Genomic DNA, 20,078 nt, shown 5'->3' on the forward strand with positions numbered 1-20,078 from the left:
ATGCACGAACAAAATTATCAATACATCCTTAACCGGGTCCAGACCCCGACCCGGTATTCCGGCAATGAAATCAACACAGTGAAAAAAGACCGGTCCCGGGTTGATCTGACCGTTGCCCTGGCCTTTCCGGACCTGTATGAAATCGGCACCTCCCACTTTGGGCTTCAAATCCTTTATTCCATTCTGAACAACCGGGAAGATGTTGCAGCAGAACGGTTCTTTGCCCCGGCCCCGGACATGGAAGCCCTGATGCGGGAAAAAAAGGTGCCCTGTCTCTCCATGGAAACCCGGACCCCCCTGGATCGTTTTGATATCATCGGCGTCAGCCTTTTGTATGAACTTAATTTTACCAATATTCTGACCCTGTTTGATCTGTCCGGCATCCCCTTTTACGCAGACCAGCGGGATGACAGCTTTCCGTTGATCATTGCCGGCGGTCCCTGCGCCTTTAATCCCGAGCCTTTAGCTGATTTTTTCGATGCCTTTGTCATCGGCGACGGAGAACAAGTCATCATCCAGGTGGCAGATACCGTTATTGCCTTTAAAAAGGAGGGCGACGGTAAAAAAAAGACCTTGCTCAGAATGCTTTCCCGGATTGAGGGCGTGTATGTGCCCTCCTTTTTTACCGTATCCCGGGATGATGCCGGCCACCAGATCCTGACCCCGCATTACGAGGACCATTCCCGTATCAAACGGGCCATTCTTCCGGAACTGACCTTTGCCGATTTTCCCATTGCACCCATCGTGCCCTTTGGAAAACCGGTTCATGACCGTCTGCGCCTGGAAATCGCCCGGGGGTGCTCCAGGGGATGCCGGTTCTGCCAGGCCGGAATGATTTACAGGCCAGTGCGGGAACGAAGCCTGGAAGACCTTCTTAAGATCGCAAAAGCCTCCCTGGCTGCCACGGGCTACTCGGATATCTCCCTTTTGTCTTTGAGCACCGGCGATTATTCTCAACTTCCCGCATTAATGGAAGAACTTCTGATGCTGAGCCAGGGCCAGTGCAATGCCATCAGCCTGCCGTCCATCCGGGCGGAAAAACTGACCCCCCAGCTCATGGCGCTGATCAAAAGTGTCCGTAAAACCGGTTTTACCATTGCACCCGAAGCCGGAACCCAGCGCCTGCGGGATATCATTAACAAAAACCTTACCGAAGAGAGCATTGAAAAGACTGTTGAGAACGCCCTGTCCCTGGGCTGGAAAAACATCAAGCTCTACTTTATGACAGGCCTTCCCTTTGAACAGATGGGTGATATAAAGGGCATTGCCGATCTTTCCCGGCGCCTGGCCGCCACCTACACCAAAGGGAAACAGGTGATCAATGTATCGGTCACCTGCTTTATTCCCAAAGCCCACACCCCGTTCCAGGGCCATGCCCAGATGACCCTGGACCAGACCCGTGAAAAACTGCAGTACCTCAAGGATAATCTGCGGCACCCCAAGGTCAATCTGAAATGGCAGGACCCTCAAATGAGCCTTCTGGAAGGGGTCTGGGCCAGGGGCGACCGGGCTCTGGCACCGTTACTGGTCAAGGCATTTGAACTGGGATGCCGCCTGGACGGATGGAGTGATCTTTTCAATTTCAGGCTGTGGGAACAGGCTTTTGAGGCCACAGGTATTGACCCTGCCTTTTATACCTCCCGCCAGAGAGCGCCTGACGAGCCTTTTCCCTGGGACCACATTGATTCCGGGATTAAAAAAGCGTTTCTGGAAAGCGAATGTAAAAAAGCGGAAAACATGGCCCTGACACCGGACTGCCGGGAAAATGCCTGCACCGGATGCGGCATTTGCAACTTTAAAACCATTGCGCCTGTGGTTCAAAAAAATGATGGGGTTCAGGACGCGCCTTTGGATAAACCCAGAAATGAACCGTCAAACATCCTTTTGGATGACGCGTTTATCAAATATGAATTGGAATTTTCCAAACTGGAAGACGCCAGATTTTTCGGCCACCTGGAAATGGCCACCATTTTCGAGCGGGCCGTCAAACGCACCGGCTTTGCCGTAAAATACTCCAGGGGGTTTAACCCGTCCATGCGTATGTCCTTTGCCACGGCCCTGCCTTTAGGGATGGAAAGCGAAGCGGAACGGCTTTACATCTATTTTGAAAAAGGATTGAAACCCGGCAGAATCATCTCCGCCCTGAATGCCCAGCTTCCCCGGGGAATCCAGATTACAGAGTGCACGCTTTTCCGTAAAACACCCCAAAACCCCACACCCCGGGCGACCTATCAGATTTCATTTGCACGCCCTTGTATCCACCAGCCCGAACTGGACCGGTTTTTGGATCTGCCTGAATTTATGGTTGAAGATCTCAGCAAAAAAGGTAAAATTCGAAAAACAGATTTGCGAAGAGCGCTTTCATCCGTCCGGCTGATCTCCCCTATCTGTCTTGAAATGACGCTGACATCCTATAACGAACGTATCGTCAGGCCTTCAGAAGTTCTGGCCAGGGGATTTGGTGTTGATGATACCGTTGTCAAGGATGCAAGAATAAAAAAACTTAAAGGGTAATTTAATATATCATAAGGATTTGTTATGCTCAAAGAGCTTGTTGTCAATTGTGCGCCCCATGAAACCCGGGTCGCCCTGCTGGAAAATGGGACCATTGTCGAAGTGTTTAATGAACGCAGGGATGACACAAGTATTTCAGGCAACATCTATAAAGGCAGGGTCCAGCGGGTGCTGCCGGGTATGCAGGCGGCGTTCGTGGATATCGGATTCGACCAGGCTGCATTCCTCTATGTGGATGATGTTCTGGATTCCGCCAGTCTCAAGTTTTGCAGACAGCTGGAACAGGATGCAGATGTAGAAGAACGGGATGATGACGGACTGGCGGTTGATGAGATGGATGAAGAATCCGAATCATGGAAAGCCCCCGCACCTGAATGCGCCATAGAAGGCCTTCTTGTGGAAGGCCAGGAAATCCTGGTCCAGGTGGCAAAATCATCCATAGGATCCAAAGGCCCCCGGGTCACCACCCATATTTCCCTGGCCGGCAGGTACATGGTGCTTATGCCCACGGTGGATCACATCGGCATTTCCAGGCGGATCACGGACGAAACGGAACGGACCCGGCTGCGGGATATGCTCAAAGGGCTGCGCAAAAATAATTTCGGTTATATTTTCAGAACCCAGGCCAAGGATATTGATGAACATACGTTGTCAAAAGAGATCGAATTTTTAAACAATACCTGGCAGGATATCCAGGAAAGAAACCGGACCATTTCGGCCACAGCCCTGGTTTACAAAGATCTGAATGCCACCTTCCGGGCGGTCAGGGACCTGCTGGCCAATGAAGCGGACAAACTGATCATTGATTCAAAAAATGAATATGAACGGGTTCAAACTTTTTTGAAAAAACTGATGCCCGATGTTAATCTTTCCGTTGAGTTGTACCAGGGCGAAGAGTCCATTTTTGACGCGTACAATATTGAAGGCGACATCACCCGGGCCTTGAAAAAGAAAATCTGGCTCAAATCAGGCGGGTATATTGTTATTGAGCAAACCGAAGCCTTAGTGGCCATTGACGTAAACACAGGACGTTACGTCGGCAAACGCAACTTTGATGAAACCATTCTGAAAACCAACCTGGAAGCCATCAAGGAGATCGCCTACCAGATCCGGCTGCGCAATATCGGCGGCATCATTATCATTGACTTCATTGACATGCGTAAAACCGCCCACAAGGACAAGGTCATGGCCCAGATGCACGAAGCCATGAAAAAGGATAAAAGCCAGACAAATATTCTTCCCCTCACGGAACTTGGCCTGGTTCAGATGACGCGCAAGCGCACCCGCCGCAATCTGACCCGGACCCTTTGTGAGCCCTGTTTTTACTGCAATGGAAACGGCTATCTGCTGTCGGGCAAATCCATCTGCTACAAAATTTACAGGGACCTGGCCGCCGAAGCCAGGGACATGATGGGCAACCGGTTTACGGTAAAAGTACATCCGGAAATTGCCCAGCTTTTCCACGGCAGTGAAAACCATCTGCTGGTTTCCCTGGAATCAAAATTTTCAAAACCCATTTCCATTTACCCGGAAGCCCATTACCACATAGAGGAATACCACATATTTGAATCCCTTATCCCGAAACCGGCAAAGGGAGAAAATCTGCCCTAGGGACCGTTCAATAGCGCCAATTTCTATTATTCTGGTTGATTTTTAAAAACCATCTTCAGTTTGATTGACATTAATAAACATATGGATTAGTATTCCATGTTTATGGCAGGTTATGAAATTGATATATTGATAAATAATAACAAGACAGGACAAGGAAATAGGACTTTATGAAACGCACTTATCAGCCAAGCAACCGGAAAAGAACCAGAAAACACGGATTCCTGAAAAGAATGTCCACCCCGGGCGGCAAACGCATTATTAATGCCAGACGGGCCAAGGGAAGAAAAAGACTAACCACGGTTTAAATCTTTCAGGGGTTTATTGAGTAACTTTTCTTTACCCAAAGATGTTCGGCTCCGGAAACGGGTCGAATTTGTAACGCTTTCACAACATGGCAGAAAGATACGAAACAGTCATTTCATAGCTGCTGTTTCCAAGGGAACAGAAAAAAACAATCGAATTGGAATTACCGTATCTAAAAAAGTGGGGAATGCGGTCGCGCGCAACAGAATAAAAAGGCTTGTAAGAGAGTTTTTCAGACACAGGAAAGATTTTATATCCGGAACAAACGACATCAGCATAATTGGAAGAAAAGGTCTGACAACACTGTCCAATAAACAGATTAATGAAAAGCTTAATAACCTATTTGAAAAAATAGCATCAACATAAATGAGCAAACAGCTGTTATCCATATTGATCAGGTTTTATCAGATTTTTATATCGCCGCTCCTTGGTGCCCATTGCAGGTATGTGCCATCGTGTTCGCACTATGCGCTGGAAGCGATTCAAAAATATGGCAGTACAAAAGGCAGCATGTTGGCAATAAAAAGATTATTGCGCTGCCACCCGTTCCGGCCTGGAGGTTATGATCCGGTCCCTTAAACCAGCCTTAAAAACAGCCTGTTAAGCGTCGCCTGCCTTCCTCTTCTTATTCTTACAGTTTTAAGACAACCCCCTTGTTTTAGGAGAGAAGATGGATGAGCAAAAACGATTATTTTTAGCTGTGGTGCTGTCAATTGCAGTCCTTTTGGGCTATCAGTTTTTTTTCGCCGCCGCACCGCAGCCTGATAATCAAAACCCTGGGACCCCGTCAAATACGATGGATTCGTCTGAATCCGATTCCGCCAAGGTTTCTGATTTTACCCCCCGGACAGAACCGGAACCTGCGCCGGCAGCCCGGCCGGAATTGCGGGATTTTCGAACCATTACGCTGTCCACCCCATACTACACCATTGCCGTCAATGAGCATAAAGCTGCGGTGACAAGCCTGACCCTGAAGGATTACAGGGAAACCAATGATGAAGGCTCTCCCGCAAAACAGCTGGTACCCCGGGAACTGGCCGATATTACCGGCGGGATCTTTTCCGTTTATACGGCCCAGGGAAGCATCAGGGGATTGGCCGATGCTGTTTTCTCGGCCGATGCCGAAAGCACGGATATTTCCCTGAATGAAGGGAAAAAAAACATTGCATTTTCCTGGACAAACCCGGACGGCATTACCGTAAAAAAAGTGCTGACCTTCGAAGCGGACTCCTATCTGATCCATTGCAACATTCTTGTTCAGAACGGCTCGAACATGCCGATCAGCGACTCCATGGTCATTTGCATTCCCGGTCATTTCAATGACGAGGTCAAGCATCGCTCCCGGTTCGCATATGAAGGTCCGGTGGCCTATATTGACAACAAATTCACCACCATAAAACCCAAGGATATTGAAGACAAGGACACCTATTCGGGAACCGTGGCCTGGGCCGGTTACACCTCCCGTTATTTCTTGACGGCGGTTATGCCCGACACACCTGAAGCAGCCTCCTTGAAACTGTCTTTTGCCCATGAGGTTGTAACCAACCGGCTGGTTTCCCAGATGCCCAGGATAGATCCGGCAAAACAAAACCAGCAGTCTTTTACCCTTTATATGGGCCCAAAAAGCCATAAAATTTTAAGTCAATATGACAATCTTTTGAAAAAATCCGTTAATTTCGGTTTTTTTGATATCCTGGCCAAGCCGCTGCTTATTGCCATGAACTTCATCCATGATATTATCCCCAATTACGGGGTGGCCATCATTGTTCTGACCATCTTCATCAAACTGATATTCTGGCCCCTGGGCACCAAAAGCTACAAGTCCATGAATGAGATGAAAAAAGTGCAGCCTTTGATGACGCAGATCCGGGAAAAGTACAAGAATGACAAGCAGCGCATGAACCAGGAGATCATGGCATTGTACAAAACCTACAAGGTCAACCCGGCTTCCGGGTGCCTGCCGCTGCTGGTGCAGATGCCCATTTTCTTTGCCCTGTACCGCATGCTCTACATGGCCATTGAACTGCGCCACGCGCCATTTGTGGGATGGATCAGGGACCTGTCCGGTCCGGACCGCCTGTTTCACTTTAATTTTGCCATCCCTTTCATGGACGCCCCTTACGGTATCCCGGTGCTGACACTTCTGATGGGCGCATCATTCCTGCTCCAGCAGAAAATGACACCCACGGCCGGGGACCCTATGCAGGCAAAAATGATGATGCTCATGCCCATATTCATGACGGTTCTGTTTATTAACTTTCCGGCAGGCCTGGTCCTGTACATGTTTGTCAACAACATCATCTCAATGGGCCAGCAGTATTACACACAAAAGATTTCAGCCTAAGGAGGACGCATGAATCAACCTCTTGAATTTACAGGAAAGAATGTTGCTTCAGCAGTTGAGGCGGCCTGCAAGCAGCTTGGCATCCCCAAAAAAGAATTAAAATATAATGTGGTCTCAACGGGAACAACCGGTATTTTCGGTATTGTCGGCCGCAAGGACGCCCGTATCCGGGTGACGGTTCCTGCCAACGCGACAGCGCAATCTAAGGAAGACAAGGAAGGCATTCTTTCCATTGTGGATGAGGCCTTTGGCCAGAGCAAACCCCAAACCACAGCTCCTGCCCCCAAAAAGCCGACACCGGCACCCAAACCGCCAAAAGAAAAAGAACCGGAAGAGGCACCTGACAGCCTGGATAAAGAATTTCAGAATCCCGAAATCAAAACCGAAACCAAACCGGAATTTGATGATGAAGATACCGGCCGATGGGATTCCCACCCGGCACCCAGATCTGAAAAGCCTGCCAAAGAGGAACTGCCGCCGGTGCCTGTATCCCAGACCTCCATTGACCTGGGCGTTGAAGCGGTACAAAAAATGGCAGATCTGATCACCGAAGACGCCCATGTTGAAGCCATAACGCAAGATGACAGACTGACCCTTCAAATCAATGGCGGAAACACCGGCATTCTGATCGGCCGCAAAGGTCAGACCCTGGACGCCATGCAGTTTCTTGTGGATAAAATCATCAACCGCCAGAGCGAGGCCCGGGTCAGGGTCAAAGTTGACATTGAAGGCTATATGGAGACCCGGAAGGCCAACCTGAAGCACCTGGCTCTGAAAATGGCGGAAAAAGCAAAAAAAACCGGACGGCCTGCCACCATTAACCAGATGAGTGCCCAGGACCGCCGTATTGTTCATCTTGCCCTGAAGGAAGATGCCCAGGTTCGCACCCAGAGCATGGGAGATGGATATTACAGACGTCTGGTTATTTTCCCCAAAAAGCGCAATGGGTACCGGGGAAAAAAACGGTTTAAAAAGTAAATGACAGATACAATTGCCGCAATAGCCACCCCTTTTGGAAGCGGCGGCATCGGTGTCATACGGATTTCAGGACCCGCGTCCTTTGATCTGGCTGCTAAAATTTTTTCAAAGACGCCGGCCGATGGGGAAAAAAAGGCACCGCAGTTTATTTCCCACAGGGTAAGCCACGGCTTTATTTGTGACGGGGATACCACGGTTGACGAAGTGCTTGTCATCCCCATGAAAGCCCCGCGGTCTTATACAGCCGAGGACGTTGTGGAGATCCAGGCCCATTCCGGCACCATTGTGCTTCGACGCATTTTAGACCTGCTGTTCAGCCTTGGGGCGCGCCCGGCAGAACCCGGGGAATTTACCCGGCGGGCCTTTTTAAACGGCCGCATAGACCTGACCCAGGCCGAAGCTGTGGCAGACATCATCAATGCACGGTCAGACTCCTCCCTTAAATTTGCCGCCTCCCAGAATCTTGGCGTGCTGCGCCAAAGTATCCGGGACATGATATCTGTCCTGACCCAGTTTCTTGCCCGGCTTGAGGCTGCCATTGATTTTCCCGATGATGCCGGTGCCTTTTCCTACACCAGCCAGGATAAACCCAAGCTTCAATCTGTTGCAGACAGAATAGGGGAGCTTATCCAGCAACACAAGGATGCCTGTTTTTTGAAAACCGGCATACGCCTGGCCATCTGCGGAGAGCCCAATGTTGGAAAATCCAGCATCATGAACCGGATTCTGGAAAAGGAAAAATCCATTATCACGCCCATTCCCGGCACCACCCGGGACCCCATTGAAGACAGCCTGACCATTGAGGGTATCCCCTTTGTCATTGTTGATACGGCCGGTATCCACCAGACCGATGATCTTGTGGAGATCATCGGCATTGAAAAAGCCAGGGACGAGATAGACGTTGCGGATATTGTTCTGTATGTGCTTGAACCGGGAAAACCCTTTCCCTGGAAAACCGTATCAAAGATCTTTACAGAAGATAAGCCGGTCATTTTTGCCATCAATAAAATGGACCTGGCTGATGAACTTGATCCGCCCCATTTGCCTGAGAAATATGCTGATCCTGGCCCCCTGGAAATCTCTGCACTCACAGGGCAAGGCATCAATCGCCTTAGAACAAGGCTTCTGGAAACCTGTATCGGCAACCTTGAGATTGGAGGTGATGCAGTCATTCCCAATCTGCGGCATAAAAACGCCCTGGTCCAGGCACTTGGGCATATGACAACGCTGATGGAAGGGCTTGAAAACGGCCAGGAAGAAGAAACCCTGGCACTGGATGTTAAAAATTGTATTGACCATCTCGGGACAATTACCGGGGACACTGCGCCTCCGGATATCCTTGACGCTGTTTTTAATAATTTCTGCATTGGGAAATAACAGCCATGGGATGGTCAGGTCTATAAACACCCGGGCTGAAGCCCGCAACAAACAATGAAACAAAAGATATTAAAAAATACAGGATAACATTGGGCGGCCAAGGCGCTTCGCCATTTTGATTCTTGTATCTTGTTTTTAGTTTCATGAAAAAAGGTATACCCATGGACTTGGATAAACATTTTGTAAAATATGAAGCGGTCGTCGGTATGGTGGACCAGGTCTTTGACCGGGTTAAAAAGGAGTTCTCCAAAGAGGTGTTCTGCAGGGAAAAATGTTCTGACTGCTGCTATGCCATTTTTGATCTGACCCTGATAGAGGCCCTGTACCTGAACCACAAGTTTAATGAAAAATTTTCAGGCAATGAAAAAGCTGATCTGATCGCCATTGCCGATAAAACAGACCGGGCTTTGGCCAAAATGAAACGGGACGCCTACAAAAAAGTCAAGGACGGGGCTGACCAGCTTGAAATTGTGGCAAAAATGTCCCAGGAACGGGTCCGCTGCCCCCTTCTGGGTGAAAACAATCTGTGCCTGATGTACGAGTACCGCCCCATTACCTGCAGGGTATACGGGATACCCACCTCCACGGCCGGAGCCTCCCACATCTGCGGTCGGACCAATTTTGTTCAAGGCAAGGCCTATCCCACCCTGAACATGGACAAAATTTACACCCAGCTTCAGCTTTTGTCTGCGGAACTGGTCAAGGAGATCAACTCGTCCAACATTCGGATGCATGAACTGCTTATCCCTGTATCCATGGCCATGGTCACCCTGTTTAACGATGAATTTCTTGGAGTGAAAAAAGATGAGTGAGACCTACTTCTCCCCGGAGGAAATTGAAGAAAGAAAAAAGGCCATTTTCGATGCCATGGGAAAACGGGGCCAGCGGCAGATCATGAAAACAGGGTATGACAACTGGGATCCGTTCCAGGAACCCAAGGATCCCATTGACATCCGCAAGGATAAAACCAAACGGACTTCCCAGGAGCTGATCCGGGAGTTTCTCACAGCCATTGATGCGGATGACTATTCCAACAGCTATGCCCAGGGCGCCCTTGAAATGTGTCTTGGCATCATCAATGACGAGGAAAAAATCAGGGGCATGTTTGATTTTGCCCACTGGTATACAAGACTGCTTGAAAAAGAGGGACATGATCCCCTTTGACCGGGACCGCGCCCTGGAGATTCTGAATAATGCCACGGCACGCCTGACGGCAAGGGCTTATATCCGTGAAATCAGCCGGGAATTTGACCTGACACCATTCCAGGCAAAAAAAGTGCTTACATCCCTTGTGGCGCGCCAGGATGTGGCTTACCAGGATCTGTATGGATCCACCTATGTCATGGAAAGCTTTTCAAAACCGGTCCGGATCACGGACCGGTTTTTTATTCTGCCCCCTGGTATTGAAAGCATTGCCGGTCCCAATGATATCGATATCCGGATAAGCGCGGGGATCTCCTTTGGCACCGGCCACCACCCCACCACCCGGCTTTGCCTGGCTGCCCTGGACAGGCTTTTTTTCTCAACAGGCCTTCCAGGCCACCTCCAGGGCGGCAAAGCAGGGGATATCGGCACGGGGTCAGGGGTGCTTGCCATGGCGGCCTGCCTTGCCGGCATGTCCCAATGCATGGCCTGGGAAACAGACCCCAATGCCGTCTGCGAGGCCTGCAGGAATGTGGCAGCCAACGGTCTTGAAAACAGGGTAAATGTCATTCACGGCATCATGTCAACCCAGGATTTAAAGCTTTCTCTTGTTATGGCCAATTTAAGGTTTCCCACCCTTAAGCAACTTGCATCTGACATTTGTTCCATCCTGGTACCCAACGGACATCTGATTCTTTCAGGGGTCAGGGCCTGGGAAATGGATAATCTGAAAACCCATTACAGGGCCATGGGATTTTCCATAGACTGGGAACGGGAAGCAAAACAGTGGGGGGCCCTGGCCCTGACAAAAAAGCCATAAGGGGAAAGCATGCATCCTGCCATTCAAATTCTTGTACCCGTGCTTCTGGTTTTGGGCGTGTCCCAGGCCAGATGTGATGTGTACAGCTGGACAGACGAAAACGGGATCAGACACTTTTCCAATGTCAGTTCTCCCCAGGGAAAAAAGGCAACACAAATACGAGAATCTGTCAGTTCCGGCCCAAAGAAAGCAGACACATCCAATTTTCTGGTCACAAAGGTTTTTGACGGGGATACGGTGCAGGTTCAAGGGCAGGATCTTGAATTTATAATTCGCATGGTGGCCATTGACGCCCCGGAAACCGGCGGATCAAAAAACAAGGGCCAGCCCTATTCCCAGGAAGCGAAAAACGTTTTAAAGCAACTCATTCAAGGTAAAAAAGTCCGGCTGAAACAATACGGTACCGGCGGGTACAACCGGATTCTGGCAGAAATTTTTTCCCAGGGCATCAACATTAATCTGGCCATGGTCCGCCAGGGGCTTGCCGAAGTTTACCGAGGCAGACTCCCTGAACATCTTGATCCCGGCCCCTACAAGAAGGCTGAGGCTGATGCCAGGCGCAGAAATGCAGGCATGTGGTCCCAGGGGAAGACTTATAAGAGTCCCAAAACATGGCGGAAAGAAAATCCCAGATAAAATGCTTTTGAATTTAACCCTGTAACGTCGTACAGAAAAGTGATTTTTTTGCCTGGGTCAATGATTGTGCGTCCTCATTCCTGTGCAGCTTTATCAATCCAGGCATAACCGTATTCCGTCCGTTGAGTTTTGCCTTGTAAAGCATGGAATCAGCATCCTCAACCAGTTTTACAATATCGACACCGGCCCCCAACTGAGCCACGCCAAAGCTGGCAGTAACCCGTATGTTTAAATGATTAAAGGGGATGTTTAATGCAAATATTTTTTGTCTGAGTCTGTCTGCAAGTTCAATGGCATAGGTTTTATCGGTTTTCGGCAGGATGGCGATAAATTCTTCACCACCGTACCGGGCAAAGACATCTTCTGTGCGTATATTCTGGCGGACCAGTCGGCTGACTTCCTTTAATACCTCATCGCCGCCTAAATGGCCGTAAGTGTCGTTTACAGATTTAAAATGATCCAGATCAAACATAAAAACAGATAATGGATTTTTGTGCCGGTCGGCACCGGCTGCATGCCCTTTAAGCTGAACCTCAAAAGCCCTGCGGTTATAACAGCCGGTCAACGGATCAATGGCTGCGGCATTCTGAAGCTGCTGGATCTTAATCTGTCTTGAGAGGGCCGCAGAACAGCCCCTAAGCACAATATTGACCACATCATCATGAAATAAAGTGATGGGTCTGCTGGGCATCATGTAAATTCGTGAATAACAATTTTCTTCTTTATGGTCGTAATGGACCAGGGAATCCAGACTGAATTTTTCCAGGCACGCATCCTGATCTTCATGGGCATTCAGATAAACCAGATCCTTGGCATCCATAATCTGGAAATCTTTTATGATAATATCTTCTATGGAGGTTTTATACATTCTGGGGTCCAGCCATACATCCACCCCGGCATTTTTTTTGTTCACAAAGGCAAAGAGCCTGTATCCAAGGATATCTTTCAGGCAGTCCGCCACTTCATTTATAATTTCTGCCGGGGATGTTTTTTCATTCAAAGCCACAATGTGACGGGCCAGTTTGTTCTGTGCCTGGGACCTGTGCAGTGAAGATCCGAATACCAGGCCGAAGACGTCTGATAATCTGTGGCTGAATCTATCAAGGGTTTTATTCATGGCACTTCCTATTATTTAAAATTAATTTTTGAAATATTAAAGCAAAAAGTGCGCCAACTCTTTTGATATAAAGTTATATCCTTAGATTTCAGGCTATTATCCCAATTCCACACTTGACGCGAATCTAACAAGCAGGAAAATTTTGCAGGGTTGTGCGTCAGGGGCCTGCCGGACCTCCGCCAAAGGCCTGACATCTAATTTTTTCTGTCATGATATTTCCTTGTCATTTGTTGCTTTTTCAAGTTATCTATTAGGGTGCAACTTCGATAACCTTAGCTATTGACAAGTCAATGAATGAAACAGGCCCGGTTTAATGCCGTTTTTTGAAAAGAATAACACGACTCTGATTTTCCCCAGATACAGGAAATTATCACATAAAATCACCGGAGTCCTGCAGATCTCGGCTGTTCTGTTTATCTTGTTCGTTCTGTTGATTCTTTTTTTGCCTGCCCTGACAGGCAAGCCCCTTTGTCTGATTTTCTTCATGCTCAACGGCGTATTGATTATCCTGTTGCTTTCATGGGTTAAGCGCATGAACACATTTATGAAAGAGACCGGATTGATATTGTCTAATTCAAGGGATTTGATGTGGGCCGTGGATTCCCGGCTGAACGTTACAGCCATTTGCGGAGATCCCGGACATATATCCGGTCACACCGCCATGGCGCTTCTAAATAAACCGTTGGCGTCCATTTTACCCGGGGATGCAAGGGATTGCTTTAATACCCGTATCCGTGAAAACCAGCCCTTCTCCATGGAGTGCCGTATTTCCAACGGTGAAAATTCGACACTTCCGGTACAGATCCTGGCCTCGCCCATTCATGGATCCGGGCAGGATATATTTCACGGCGTCATACGGGATATATCCGATCAAAAAAAACTGCAGGCCCTTGAAAAAGAACTGAACAGCTCAAAAAAATTAAAAAACCTGGGCCTTCTTGCCGGCAGTGTTGCCCATGATCTGAACAACATTCTGGCAGGCATTGCCACCTATCCTGAAATACTTCTTCTCGAAGGTAACCTGGAACCCAAGGTCCGGGAAAGCCTTGGCATTATCAAAAAATCCGGCCAGAACGCCTCTGCTGTGGTCAATGACCTTTTAACCATTTCCAGCGATATCAGGGAGGAGTGTCAGATCCTGAACATCAATACGATTATTGCGCGATTTATGGCTGGACCCGAGTTTAAAAAAATAAAAGCTGCATACGGGAAGGTGGAGATTGACATGCACCTTGAACCGGAACTTTTAACCATATCCGGCTCATATATACATATTGAAAAAAGCATTATGAATCTTGTGGTCCATGCACTTGGGTCGATTGCGGCAACGGCAGGCCCGGGCAACGGCACAATCGTGCTTTCAACGGCCAACTATTATGTGGACAGTGAGAAAAACGGGCACACGGAACACCATCTGTCCCCTGGCGAATATGTGATGCTTGAAGTGCTGGACCCCGGCAAAGAGATACCCCAAGATTGCCTGAATAAAATTTTTGAGCCCTTTTTCATCCAGAAGGAGATGGGCCGATCCGGCACCGGGCTTGGCCTGACCCTGGTAAAAAATACGGTTCTCGACCATCGGGGAAAAATCTTTGTGGCGTCTGATGAAACCGGTACAAAGTTCACACTGCTGTTTCCGGCCCTGCGCTCGGAGCTGCCCATGGCAAATCACCCCGCCGCCATCGAGGAGATCAGGGGAAAAGGGGAAACCCTTCTGGTTGTGGATGACCTGGAAAGCCAGCGTAAAATTGCAGAAACCATCCTTAAAGAATTGGGATACAAGGTTTTCAGCGTTGCCAACGGGGTCAGTGCCATTTCTTTCATCATGCAGACCCCTGTGGATCTAATACTTTTAGACATGGTCATGACCACATCCATTTCCGGGCTTGAAACTTACCGGCTGATCAAAAAAATACGACCGGACCAAAAAGCCATTATTGCAAATGGACATTCGGAATCAGAAGATGTATTAAAAGCCCAGTCTCTGGGTGCAGGTGCCTTTATTAAAAAGCCCTACACCATATTGGATATGGGCATTGCCGTAAAAGAGGAGCTTGACAGATAATGGATATTTTAAAAACAAAGGCAGATATGCAGGCCTGGTCTGCTGACAAAAAAAGACAGGGAAAGACCATCAGTTTCGTTCCCACCATGGGATACCTCCACAAAGGACATGTTTCGCTGCTTGACATAGGCAGGCCTTTAAGTGATGAACTGGTCCTGAGTATTTTTGTCAATCCCACCCAGTTTAGTCCCGATGAAGACCTGGACGCCTATCCCAGCAATACCGCGAATGATCTCGATCTGGCGCAGAAGGCAGGGGTGACAGCGGTTTTCCTTCCGGATAAAAGCCAGATGTACGGGCCTGACTACCAGACCCATGTCTTTTTGGACCATCTTCCCCAATACCTGTGCGGCAGGTCCCGCCCGGTCCATTTCGGGGGAGTGGCCACGGTGGTGACCAAACTGTTCAACATTGTCATGCCCGATGTGGCGATTTTCGGAAAAAAAGATTTCCAGCAGCTTGCCATTATCAGGCAGATGGTGAAGGATCTGGATTTCAATATCCGGATCATCGGCGGAGAGATTATCAGGGAGGAAGACGGATTGGCCATGAGTTCCAGAAATGCCTATCTTACGACGGCGCAGCGCGCTTCAGCCGTCTGTCTTTCCCGGGCCATCAGCCTTTTAAAACAAAGGGTTGCCCAGGGCGTCCGGTCTGTGCCGGATCTTGTCAGGGAGATGGAAACTTTTATTCTCTCATTTGACCACACCCGGGTTGATTACATTGAAGTGTGCCATCCCCGGACCCTTGAGCCGGTGGAAATCATCCAGGCAGAAACGCTTGTGGCCCTGGCCGTGCAGGTGGGAAAATCAAGGCTGATTGACAATGCCCTTATTGGGCCGTCCTGACCTCTTTTTGAACCGGCGGCTTCACGAGGACAATCACCCGGCACTCCTTTAAAAAGATGTGGCGTTCGGTTGCCCTGTCCAGGGTTTTGGCGTCTGCCATGCTCATCACAATGGCATCGGTTCTGTCTCCGGTTTTTCTTAACGCCTTGACCACCAGGGGATTTAGTCCGACCCTGTCAGACGCAAGGGCCTGGTCCATGTCGCATAAATAGGCGCAAACCCCGTTCTGCACGGCAAATTCCCGGCTTACAAAAACAGATGAATAGATTTCCCGGCCCTGTTCACTGACAATGGTAGGATAAAGGACAAGCTCAAGATTCAACGTCCTTGCATCCACAATCAGTCCGGTATATGGTCTGGTGCCGGCAACTGCTGAAGGTGTGTTTTTAACCGGTTCAGCCGTACCCTGGTTCAATTCTCTGCGGATCTTGGAGATCTGCCGGATATGGTCCGGGAGTACCAGTTGAAGAAACCCGCCATAGAATGGGGCCTCCACCCGGACTTCCACATCCAGGGCAGAGGTATACAGTTGACGGCGAATCCGGGCATCCTGGGCTATCTTCTCAATCCCGGCAAGAATGGCATCATGGGTAGATGCGTATTCCCCAACCGTCAGATCATTTGAAATTTTCATCTGCTTGAGAACGGCGATCAGATTCCGGATGGCGCAGGCCCTGGCAGATCCCGGCATGGCCATCGCCTTTCCTTCGGCATTGATCTCAGGGGCGGCATGGCCTGTGGCGGTGACAAGGCCGGTTGTCCAGTTTATGTATCCGTTTTCAAGGGGTTGAATACATTGGGGTAAGGCTTGTGCCGGAAATATTGCCACACTCAAAACCACGGCCCCTAAAATCAGCAGTTGATGGGTTTTCATAGAATCTCCCAGGCCTTAAATGAAGCAGGAATTTGGATTGGCTGACAAATAAAACGCCCCCAGGGCTTTTCGCTGTTATCTACACAGGTTTAAATTTTTTTGTTCTTGTACCATGAATTAAATCCGGCTAAGGTATAAAATGTACCTGTAAGAAAGTCAAGAAAAGGAGGATATTATGGATTTATCTTATAGTTGCGTTAATCATAATTGTTCGTTCCCTGGGGCAAATTCCTTTGAAATGACATTCAAATCAGAATCCATCATGGATGAGAATAATGTCGCCAGCCTGTTCTGCCCTTTTTGCGGAAATGAATTAATTCTGGTACGGGTTCCGGATGTATTCCCGGAAAATTTATCAAAGGACAGGACAATATAGCCTATCTGAATCAAAGGTAATTTGTTTCGGGTCAGCCTGAAAAAATTGGTGAAACCCACCCTTTTGCACATTTTCATGTCGCATACCCTGGCATAAAAAAGGCCGATCTCACACATGACGTCGTGGATCGGCCTTTTCTTTGTTCGAGTTGACTAACTTAAAGTTCAATCTGTCGATTGGGTTTTAAGCTGCCTCTTTCCCCAGGGTGATGCCAATTTCCAGCGCTTTCTTGTTCATATCAAAGAAAGCTGCGGGCATGGCGTCCTGAATAACGCTTATAGCTGATTCGGGTTTACAGATGCCTGTCGCACCGATCAGAGCCCCAAGTACACAGACACTGTAAACAATCGGTTTTCCGATTTCTTTAACAACTGTGTCATACATGGGCAATGCTAGGATCTTGGCATTAATATTGCCAGGTTTAACATACCTTGGGTCAATGATCATGAGGCCACCCGGTTTAATCAGGGAAGCATATTTATTATAGCCTTCCTGCATCAGGGCGACAAAAACGTCAGCCTCTTCAACCTTGGGGTAATAAATATTGCCTGCTGAAATTAAAATGTCGGCACGGGTAGCACCGCCCCGGGCAGCAGCACCGTAGCTCTGGGACTGAATAGCGTTTTTGCCCTCAAAGATGGTAGCAGATCTGGCAAGGATAATGGCTGTAGTGATGACCCCTTGTCCGCCAGAAGCTGTAAAAACAATTCCTGTTGATTCCATTATGCCTATCCTTTCTTCATTACCTTGTCAATGACGTTTTCTTGGTAAGTTTCGCAATATTCGGGTGCTACTTCATCAACAAAAACGCCGCGTTGAATAAGATCCGGATTATCTGCCAGTTTTTTGGAACCCATGGGTACGGTATTGTCCTTGTACCATTCCATCATCTGGGGTGCCTCACCGGCCTTATTTTTTCTGCCGAACTGGGTTGGGCACATGGATAGAATTTCAACCACTGAAAAACCTTTGTGTTCAATGGCTTTTTTGATTGTATTCTGGGCTTCTTTGGCATGGTAAACGGTAGTTCTCGCCACAAAAGTTGCACCAGCGCCTTTGGCCAGCTCCATCAGATCAAAGGAACGATCGGGAACGCCATAGGGGGCTGTACTTGCTTTTACACCACAGCCGGACATGGGTGAGTACTGTCCGCCGGTCATGCCGTAAATGCGGTTGTTCATAACGATGGCCGTTATATCGATATTTCTTCTGCAGGCATGGATAAAGTGGTTGCCGCCGATGGCCGTGGAGTCACCGTCGCCAAAGGGGACAATAACTTTCAGGTTGGGGTTGGCAAGCTTAACGCCTGTGGCAGTGGGAAGAGCTCTTCCGTGCATGGTATGCGCCGTATTGAAATCCAGATACCCGGAGATTCTTGAAGAACAACCGATGCCGGAGATTACGGAGACGTCATTGTTGTCTAATCCCAGATCATGAATGGCCCGAAGCAGGGCACCCATGACAGTTCCGTGTCCACATCCGGGACACCACATCTGGGGGAAAAATTGAGCCCGGATATATTTTTTTACATCAAATTCTGTATCGCTCATGCTATACCCCCTTTCCTGTGATCATTCTCAAAGCAGCTTTAATGTCAGATGGCTTGATGATTTGGTTGTCAACCCGGTTAGAGAAGAAAACCTTTTCTGGCTGAGCCACAACACGTTTTACCTCATTAACAATTTGACCCATATTCATTTCAGCTACAATCACGGCCTTGGCATTGGCACATTTTTCTCTGACAATGTCACCTGCAAAGGGCCATACGGTCTGAAGTTCTAACACGCCGACCTTGATGCCCAACTGATTCCGATAGTCTTCGGCAGCCTGGATGGCGGATCTGGTTGTCGTGCCATAGGCAACGATGACATAGTCAGCATCATCCATGTAGTACTCTTTGTACCTGGCAAGCTCGTTGGCTTTATTTTCGATTTTATCGACCAGGTGGTGGATCAGGGCGTCAACATTTGCGGGACTGACGTCGGGAAATCCCATGATGTTATGATGAAGGCCGGTCACGTGGAAACGATGGCCTGCACCGAAATCGGACATGGGACGCTGGCCGTTTGCATCGGTAAGATAGGGATAGTATTGTTCACCTACGGGAATCTTGGTTCTGATTCTATCGATAACTTCGATCTCGCCGGGTTCGGGAATGACCACTTTCTCTCTCAAATGCTGGGTGGCCTCGTCAAACATAAGAATAACGGGCGTCCGGTATTGTTCAGCGAGATTAAATGCTTCAACCGTGATTTTAAATACATCCTGAAGGTTGGAAGCGGTCATGGCAATAATGCTGTGATCTCCATGGGAGCCCCATCTGGCCTGCATCGTGTCGCCCTGGGCTACATGGGTGGGGTTACCTGTGGATGGCCCGCCTCTCTGGATATTGGCGATAACACAGGGGGTTTCAGTCATACAGGCGTATCCGATACCTTCCTGCTTTAAGGAAAATCCCGGGCCGGAGGTTGCGGTCATGACCTTTTTCCCGGCAAGGGCTGCACCGATAATGCAGGCCATGGAGGCGATTTCGTCTTCCATCTGGATGAATTTGCCACCTCTTTTGGGAAGCGCCGCAGCTAAACCCTCTGCAACTTCTGAAGACGGAGTGATGGGATAACCTGCAAAAAAGTCACACCCGGCATAAAGGGCGCCTTCAATACAGGCATCGCTTCCTGGAATAAATTGGATATTTTGAGTCATTATTTATTCCCCTTCCTTTACTATAATTTGAATTGCCAGATCAGGGCACCGAAGTTCGCAAAGCTTGCATCCAATGCAGTCTTCAGGGCGGGCTGCCACAGCTTTTTCATCGCTGTTCAGTTCCAGAACCTGTTTGGGGCAGAAGTGAACGCAAATGCCGCACCCCTTGCACCAGCTCTTGTCAATAATGTGTTCGATGGATTTTCCTTTTGCCATAATTTCCTTATCCTCGGTTTAAAACCGGATTAAATTGGGGCATGTGGTTAAGAGATCTAAACGTGCTTGTCAATGTTTTCCAAACATAGTCGCTATGGACGGAGTTGGTGTTGAAACCCAAATGGATGTCCATATCGAATATGGAAAGCTTGC

At 48.7% G+C, this 20,078-nt stretch carries 20 protein-coding genes; 14 read left to right on the forward strand and 6 right to left on the reverse strand.

What is annotated here, in order from left to right; translation table 11 throughout:
- From Q366_RS00905 to Q366_RS00955, 12 genes are all read left to right on the forward strand, one after another.
- Entirely contained in the window at window positions 1-2,514 is a 2,514-nt protein-coding gene (locus tag Q366_RS00905) for a TIGR03960 family B12-binding radical SAM protein (RefSeq protein WP_035235490.1), read from the forward strand.
- A 24-nt stretch (window positions 2,515-2,538) separates the two neighbouring features.
- Window positions 2,539-4,125, forward strand: coding sequence for an Rne/Rng family ribonuclease (locus Q366_RS00910; RefSeq protein ID WP_035235492.1), 1,587 nt, complete (start codon window positions 2,539-2,541; stop codon window positions 4,123-4,125).
- 167 nt (window positions 4,126-4,292) lie between these two features.
- On the forward strand, window positions 4,293-4,430 hold the full coding sequence (gene rpmH, locus Q366_RS00915; protein WP_004070715.1) for a 50S ribosomal protein L34: 138 nt from the start codon (window positions 4,293-4,295) through the stop codon (window positions 4,428-4,430).
- 16 nt (window positions 4,431-4,446) lie between these two features.
- Window positions 4,447-4,794: a ribonuclease P protein component gene (gene rnpA / locus Q366_RS00920; protein ID WP_035235495.1), complete on the forward strand. Its 348-nt coding sequence runs from the start codon at window positions 4,447-4,449 to the stop codon at window positions 4,792-4,794.
- Entirely contained in the window at window positions 4,795-5,007 is a 213-nt protein-coding gene (gene yidD, locus Q366_RS20640) for a membrane protein insertion efficiency factor YidD (protein WP_084691647.1), read from the forward strand.
- A 91-nt stretch (window positions 5,008-5,098) separates the two neighbouring features.
- Window positions 5,099-6,772 (forward strand): membrane protein insertase YidC, encoded by a 1,674-nt coding sequence (yidC, locus tag Q366_RS00925; protein WP_035235497.1) that lies wholly within the window; start codon window positions 5,099-5,101, stop codon window positions 6,770-6,772.
- 9 nt (window positions 6,773-6,781) lie between these two features.
- Complete coding sequence (jag, locus tag Q366_RS00930) at window positions 6,782-7,750, forward strand: RNA-binding cell elongation regulator Jag/EloR (RefSeq protein ID WP_035235498.1); 969 nt, start codon at window positions 6,782-6,784, stop codon at window positions 7,748-7,750.
- The gene (gene mnmE, locus Q366_RS00935) at window positions 7,751-9,127 is read left to right on the forward strand and encodes a tRNA uridine-5-carboxymethylaminomethyl(34) synthesis GTPase MnmE (protein ID WP_035235500.1); all 1,377 of its coding nucleotides are present in this window, start codon (window positions 7,751-7,753) and stop codon (window positions 9,125-9,127) included.
- Between the two features lie 161 nt (window positions 9,128-9,288).
- On the forward strand, window positions 9,289-9,939 hold the full coding sequence (locus tag Q366_RS00940) for a YkgJ family cysteine cluster protein (protein ID WP_035235502.1): 651 nt from the start codon (window positions 9,289-9,291) through the stop codon (window positions 9,937-9,939).
- Window positions 9,932-10,291, forward strand: coding sequence for a hypothetical protein (locus Q366_RS00945; protein WP_035235505.1), 360 nt, complete (start codon window positions 9,932-9,934; stop codon window positions 10,289-10,291). Before Q366_RS00940 ends, Q366_RS00945 begins: the two co-directional genes overlap by 8 nt.
- Entirely contained in the window at window positions 10,278-11,090 is an 813-nt protein-coding gene (locus Q366_RS00950; RefSeq protein ID WP_035235507.1) for a 50S ribosomal protein L11 methyltransferase, read from the forward strand. The genes Q366_RS00945 and Q366_RS00950 overlap by 14 nt, the downstream gene beginning before the upstream one ends.
- Window positions 11,091-11,099: 9 nt before the next feature.
- Complete coding sequence (locus Q366_RS00955; RefSeq protein WP_035235510.1) at window positions 11,100-11,726, forward strand: thermonuclease family protein; 627 nt, start codon at window positions 11,100-11,102, stop codon at window positions 11,724-11,726.
- A 13-nt stretch (window positions 11,727-11,739) separates the two neighbouring features.
- Here the strand turns inward: Q366_RS00955 and Q366_RS00960 are convergent, their stop codons facing one another.
- On the reverse strand, window positions 11,740-12,843 hold the full coding sequence (locus Q366_RS00960) for a GGDEF domain-containing protein (RefSeq protein ID WP_035235512.1): 1,104 nt from the start codon (window positions 12,841-12,843) through the stop codon (window positions 11,740-11,742).
- 313 nt (window positions 12,844-13,156) lie between these two features.
- On the opposite strand from Q366_RS00960, the gene Q366_RS00965 reads away from it, so the two are divergent.
- Both Q366_RS00965 and panC read left to right on the forward strand, forming a co-directional pair.
- A complete protein-coding gene (locus Q366_RS00965) occupies window positions 13,157-14,908 on the forward strand; it encodes a hybrid sensor histidine kinase/response regulator (protein ID WP_035235515.1) in 1,752 nt (583 codons plus the stop codon).
- Window positions 14,908-15,756 (forward strand): pantoate--beta-alanine ligase, encoded by an 849-nt coding sequence (gene panC / locus Q366_RS00970; protein WP_035235518.1) that lies wholly within the window; start codon window positions 14,908-14,910, stop codon window positions 15,754-15,756. The genes Q366_RS00965 and panC overlap by 1 nt, the downstream gene beginning before the upstream one ends.
- On the opposite strand, the gene Q366_RS00975 is transcribed toward panC, so the two are convergent.
- The 5 genes from Q366_RS00975 to Q366_RS01000 form a co-directional block, all read right to left on the reverse strand.
- On the reverse strand, window positions 15,740-16,630 hold the full coding sequence (locus Q366_RS00975) for a hypothetical protein (protein WP_035235519.1): 891 nt from the start codon (window positions 16,628-16,630) through the stop codon (window positions 15,740-15,742). The two genes, panC and Q366_RS00975, sit on opposite strands and share 17 nt — an antisense overlap.
- A gap of 559 nt (window positions 16,631-17,189) precedes the next feature.
- Window positions 17,190-17,729 carry a 2-oxoacid:acceptor oxidoreductase family protein gene (locus Q366_RS00985; protein ID WP_035235522.1) on the reverse strand — a complete coding sequence of 180 codons (540 nt, stop codon included), beginning with the start codon at window positions 17,727-17,729 and terminating at the stop codon, window positions 17,190-17,192.
- A 5-nt stretch (window positions 17,730-17,734) separates the two neighbouring features.
- A complete protein-coding gene (locus Q366_RS00990) occupies window positions 17,735-18,556 on the reverse strand; it encodes a 2-oxoacid:ferredoxin oxidoreductase subunit beta (RefSeq protein WP_035235524.1) in 822 nt (273 codons plus the stop codon).
- Between the two features lies 1 nt (window position 18,557).
- Entirely contained in the window at window positions 18,558-19,709 is a 1,152-nt protein-coding gene (locus Q366_RS00995; protein ID WP_035235525.1) for a 2-oxoacid:acceptor oxidoreductase subunit alpha, read from the reverse strand.
- Between the two features lie 3 nt (window positions 19,710-19,712).
- The gene (locus Q366_RS01000) at window positions 19,713-19,925 is read right to left on the reverse strand and encodes a 4Fe-4S dicluster domain-containing protein (protein ID WP_035235527.1); all 213 of its coding nucleotides are present in this window, start codon (window positions 19,923-19,925) and stop codon (window positions 19,713-19,715) included.
- Between the last annotated feature and the right edge of the window lie 153 nt (window positions 19,926-20,078).

This window comes from Desulfobacter vibrioformis DSM 8776 (assembly GCF_000745975.1).
Taxonomy (GTDB): Bacteria; Desulfobacterota; Desulfobacteria; order Desulfobacterales; family Desulfobacteraceae; genus Desulfobacter; species Desulfobacter vibrioformis.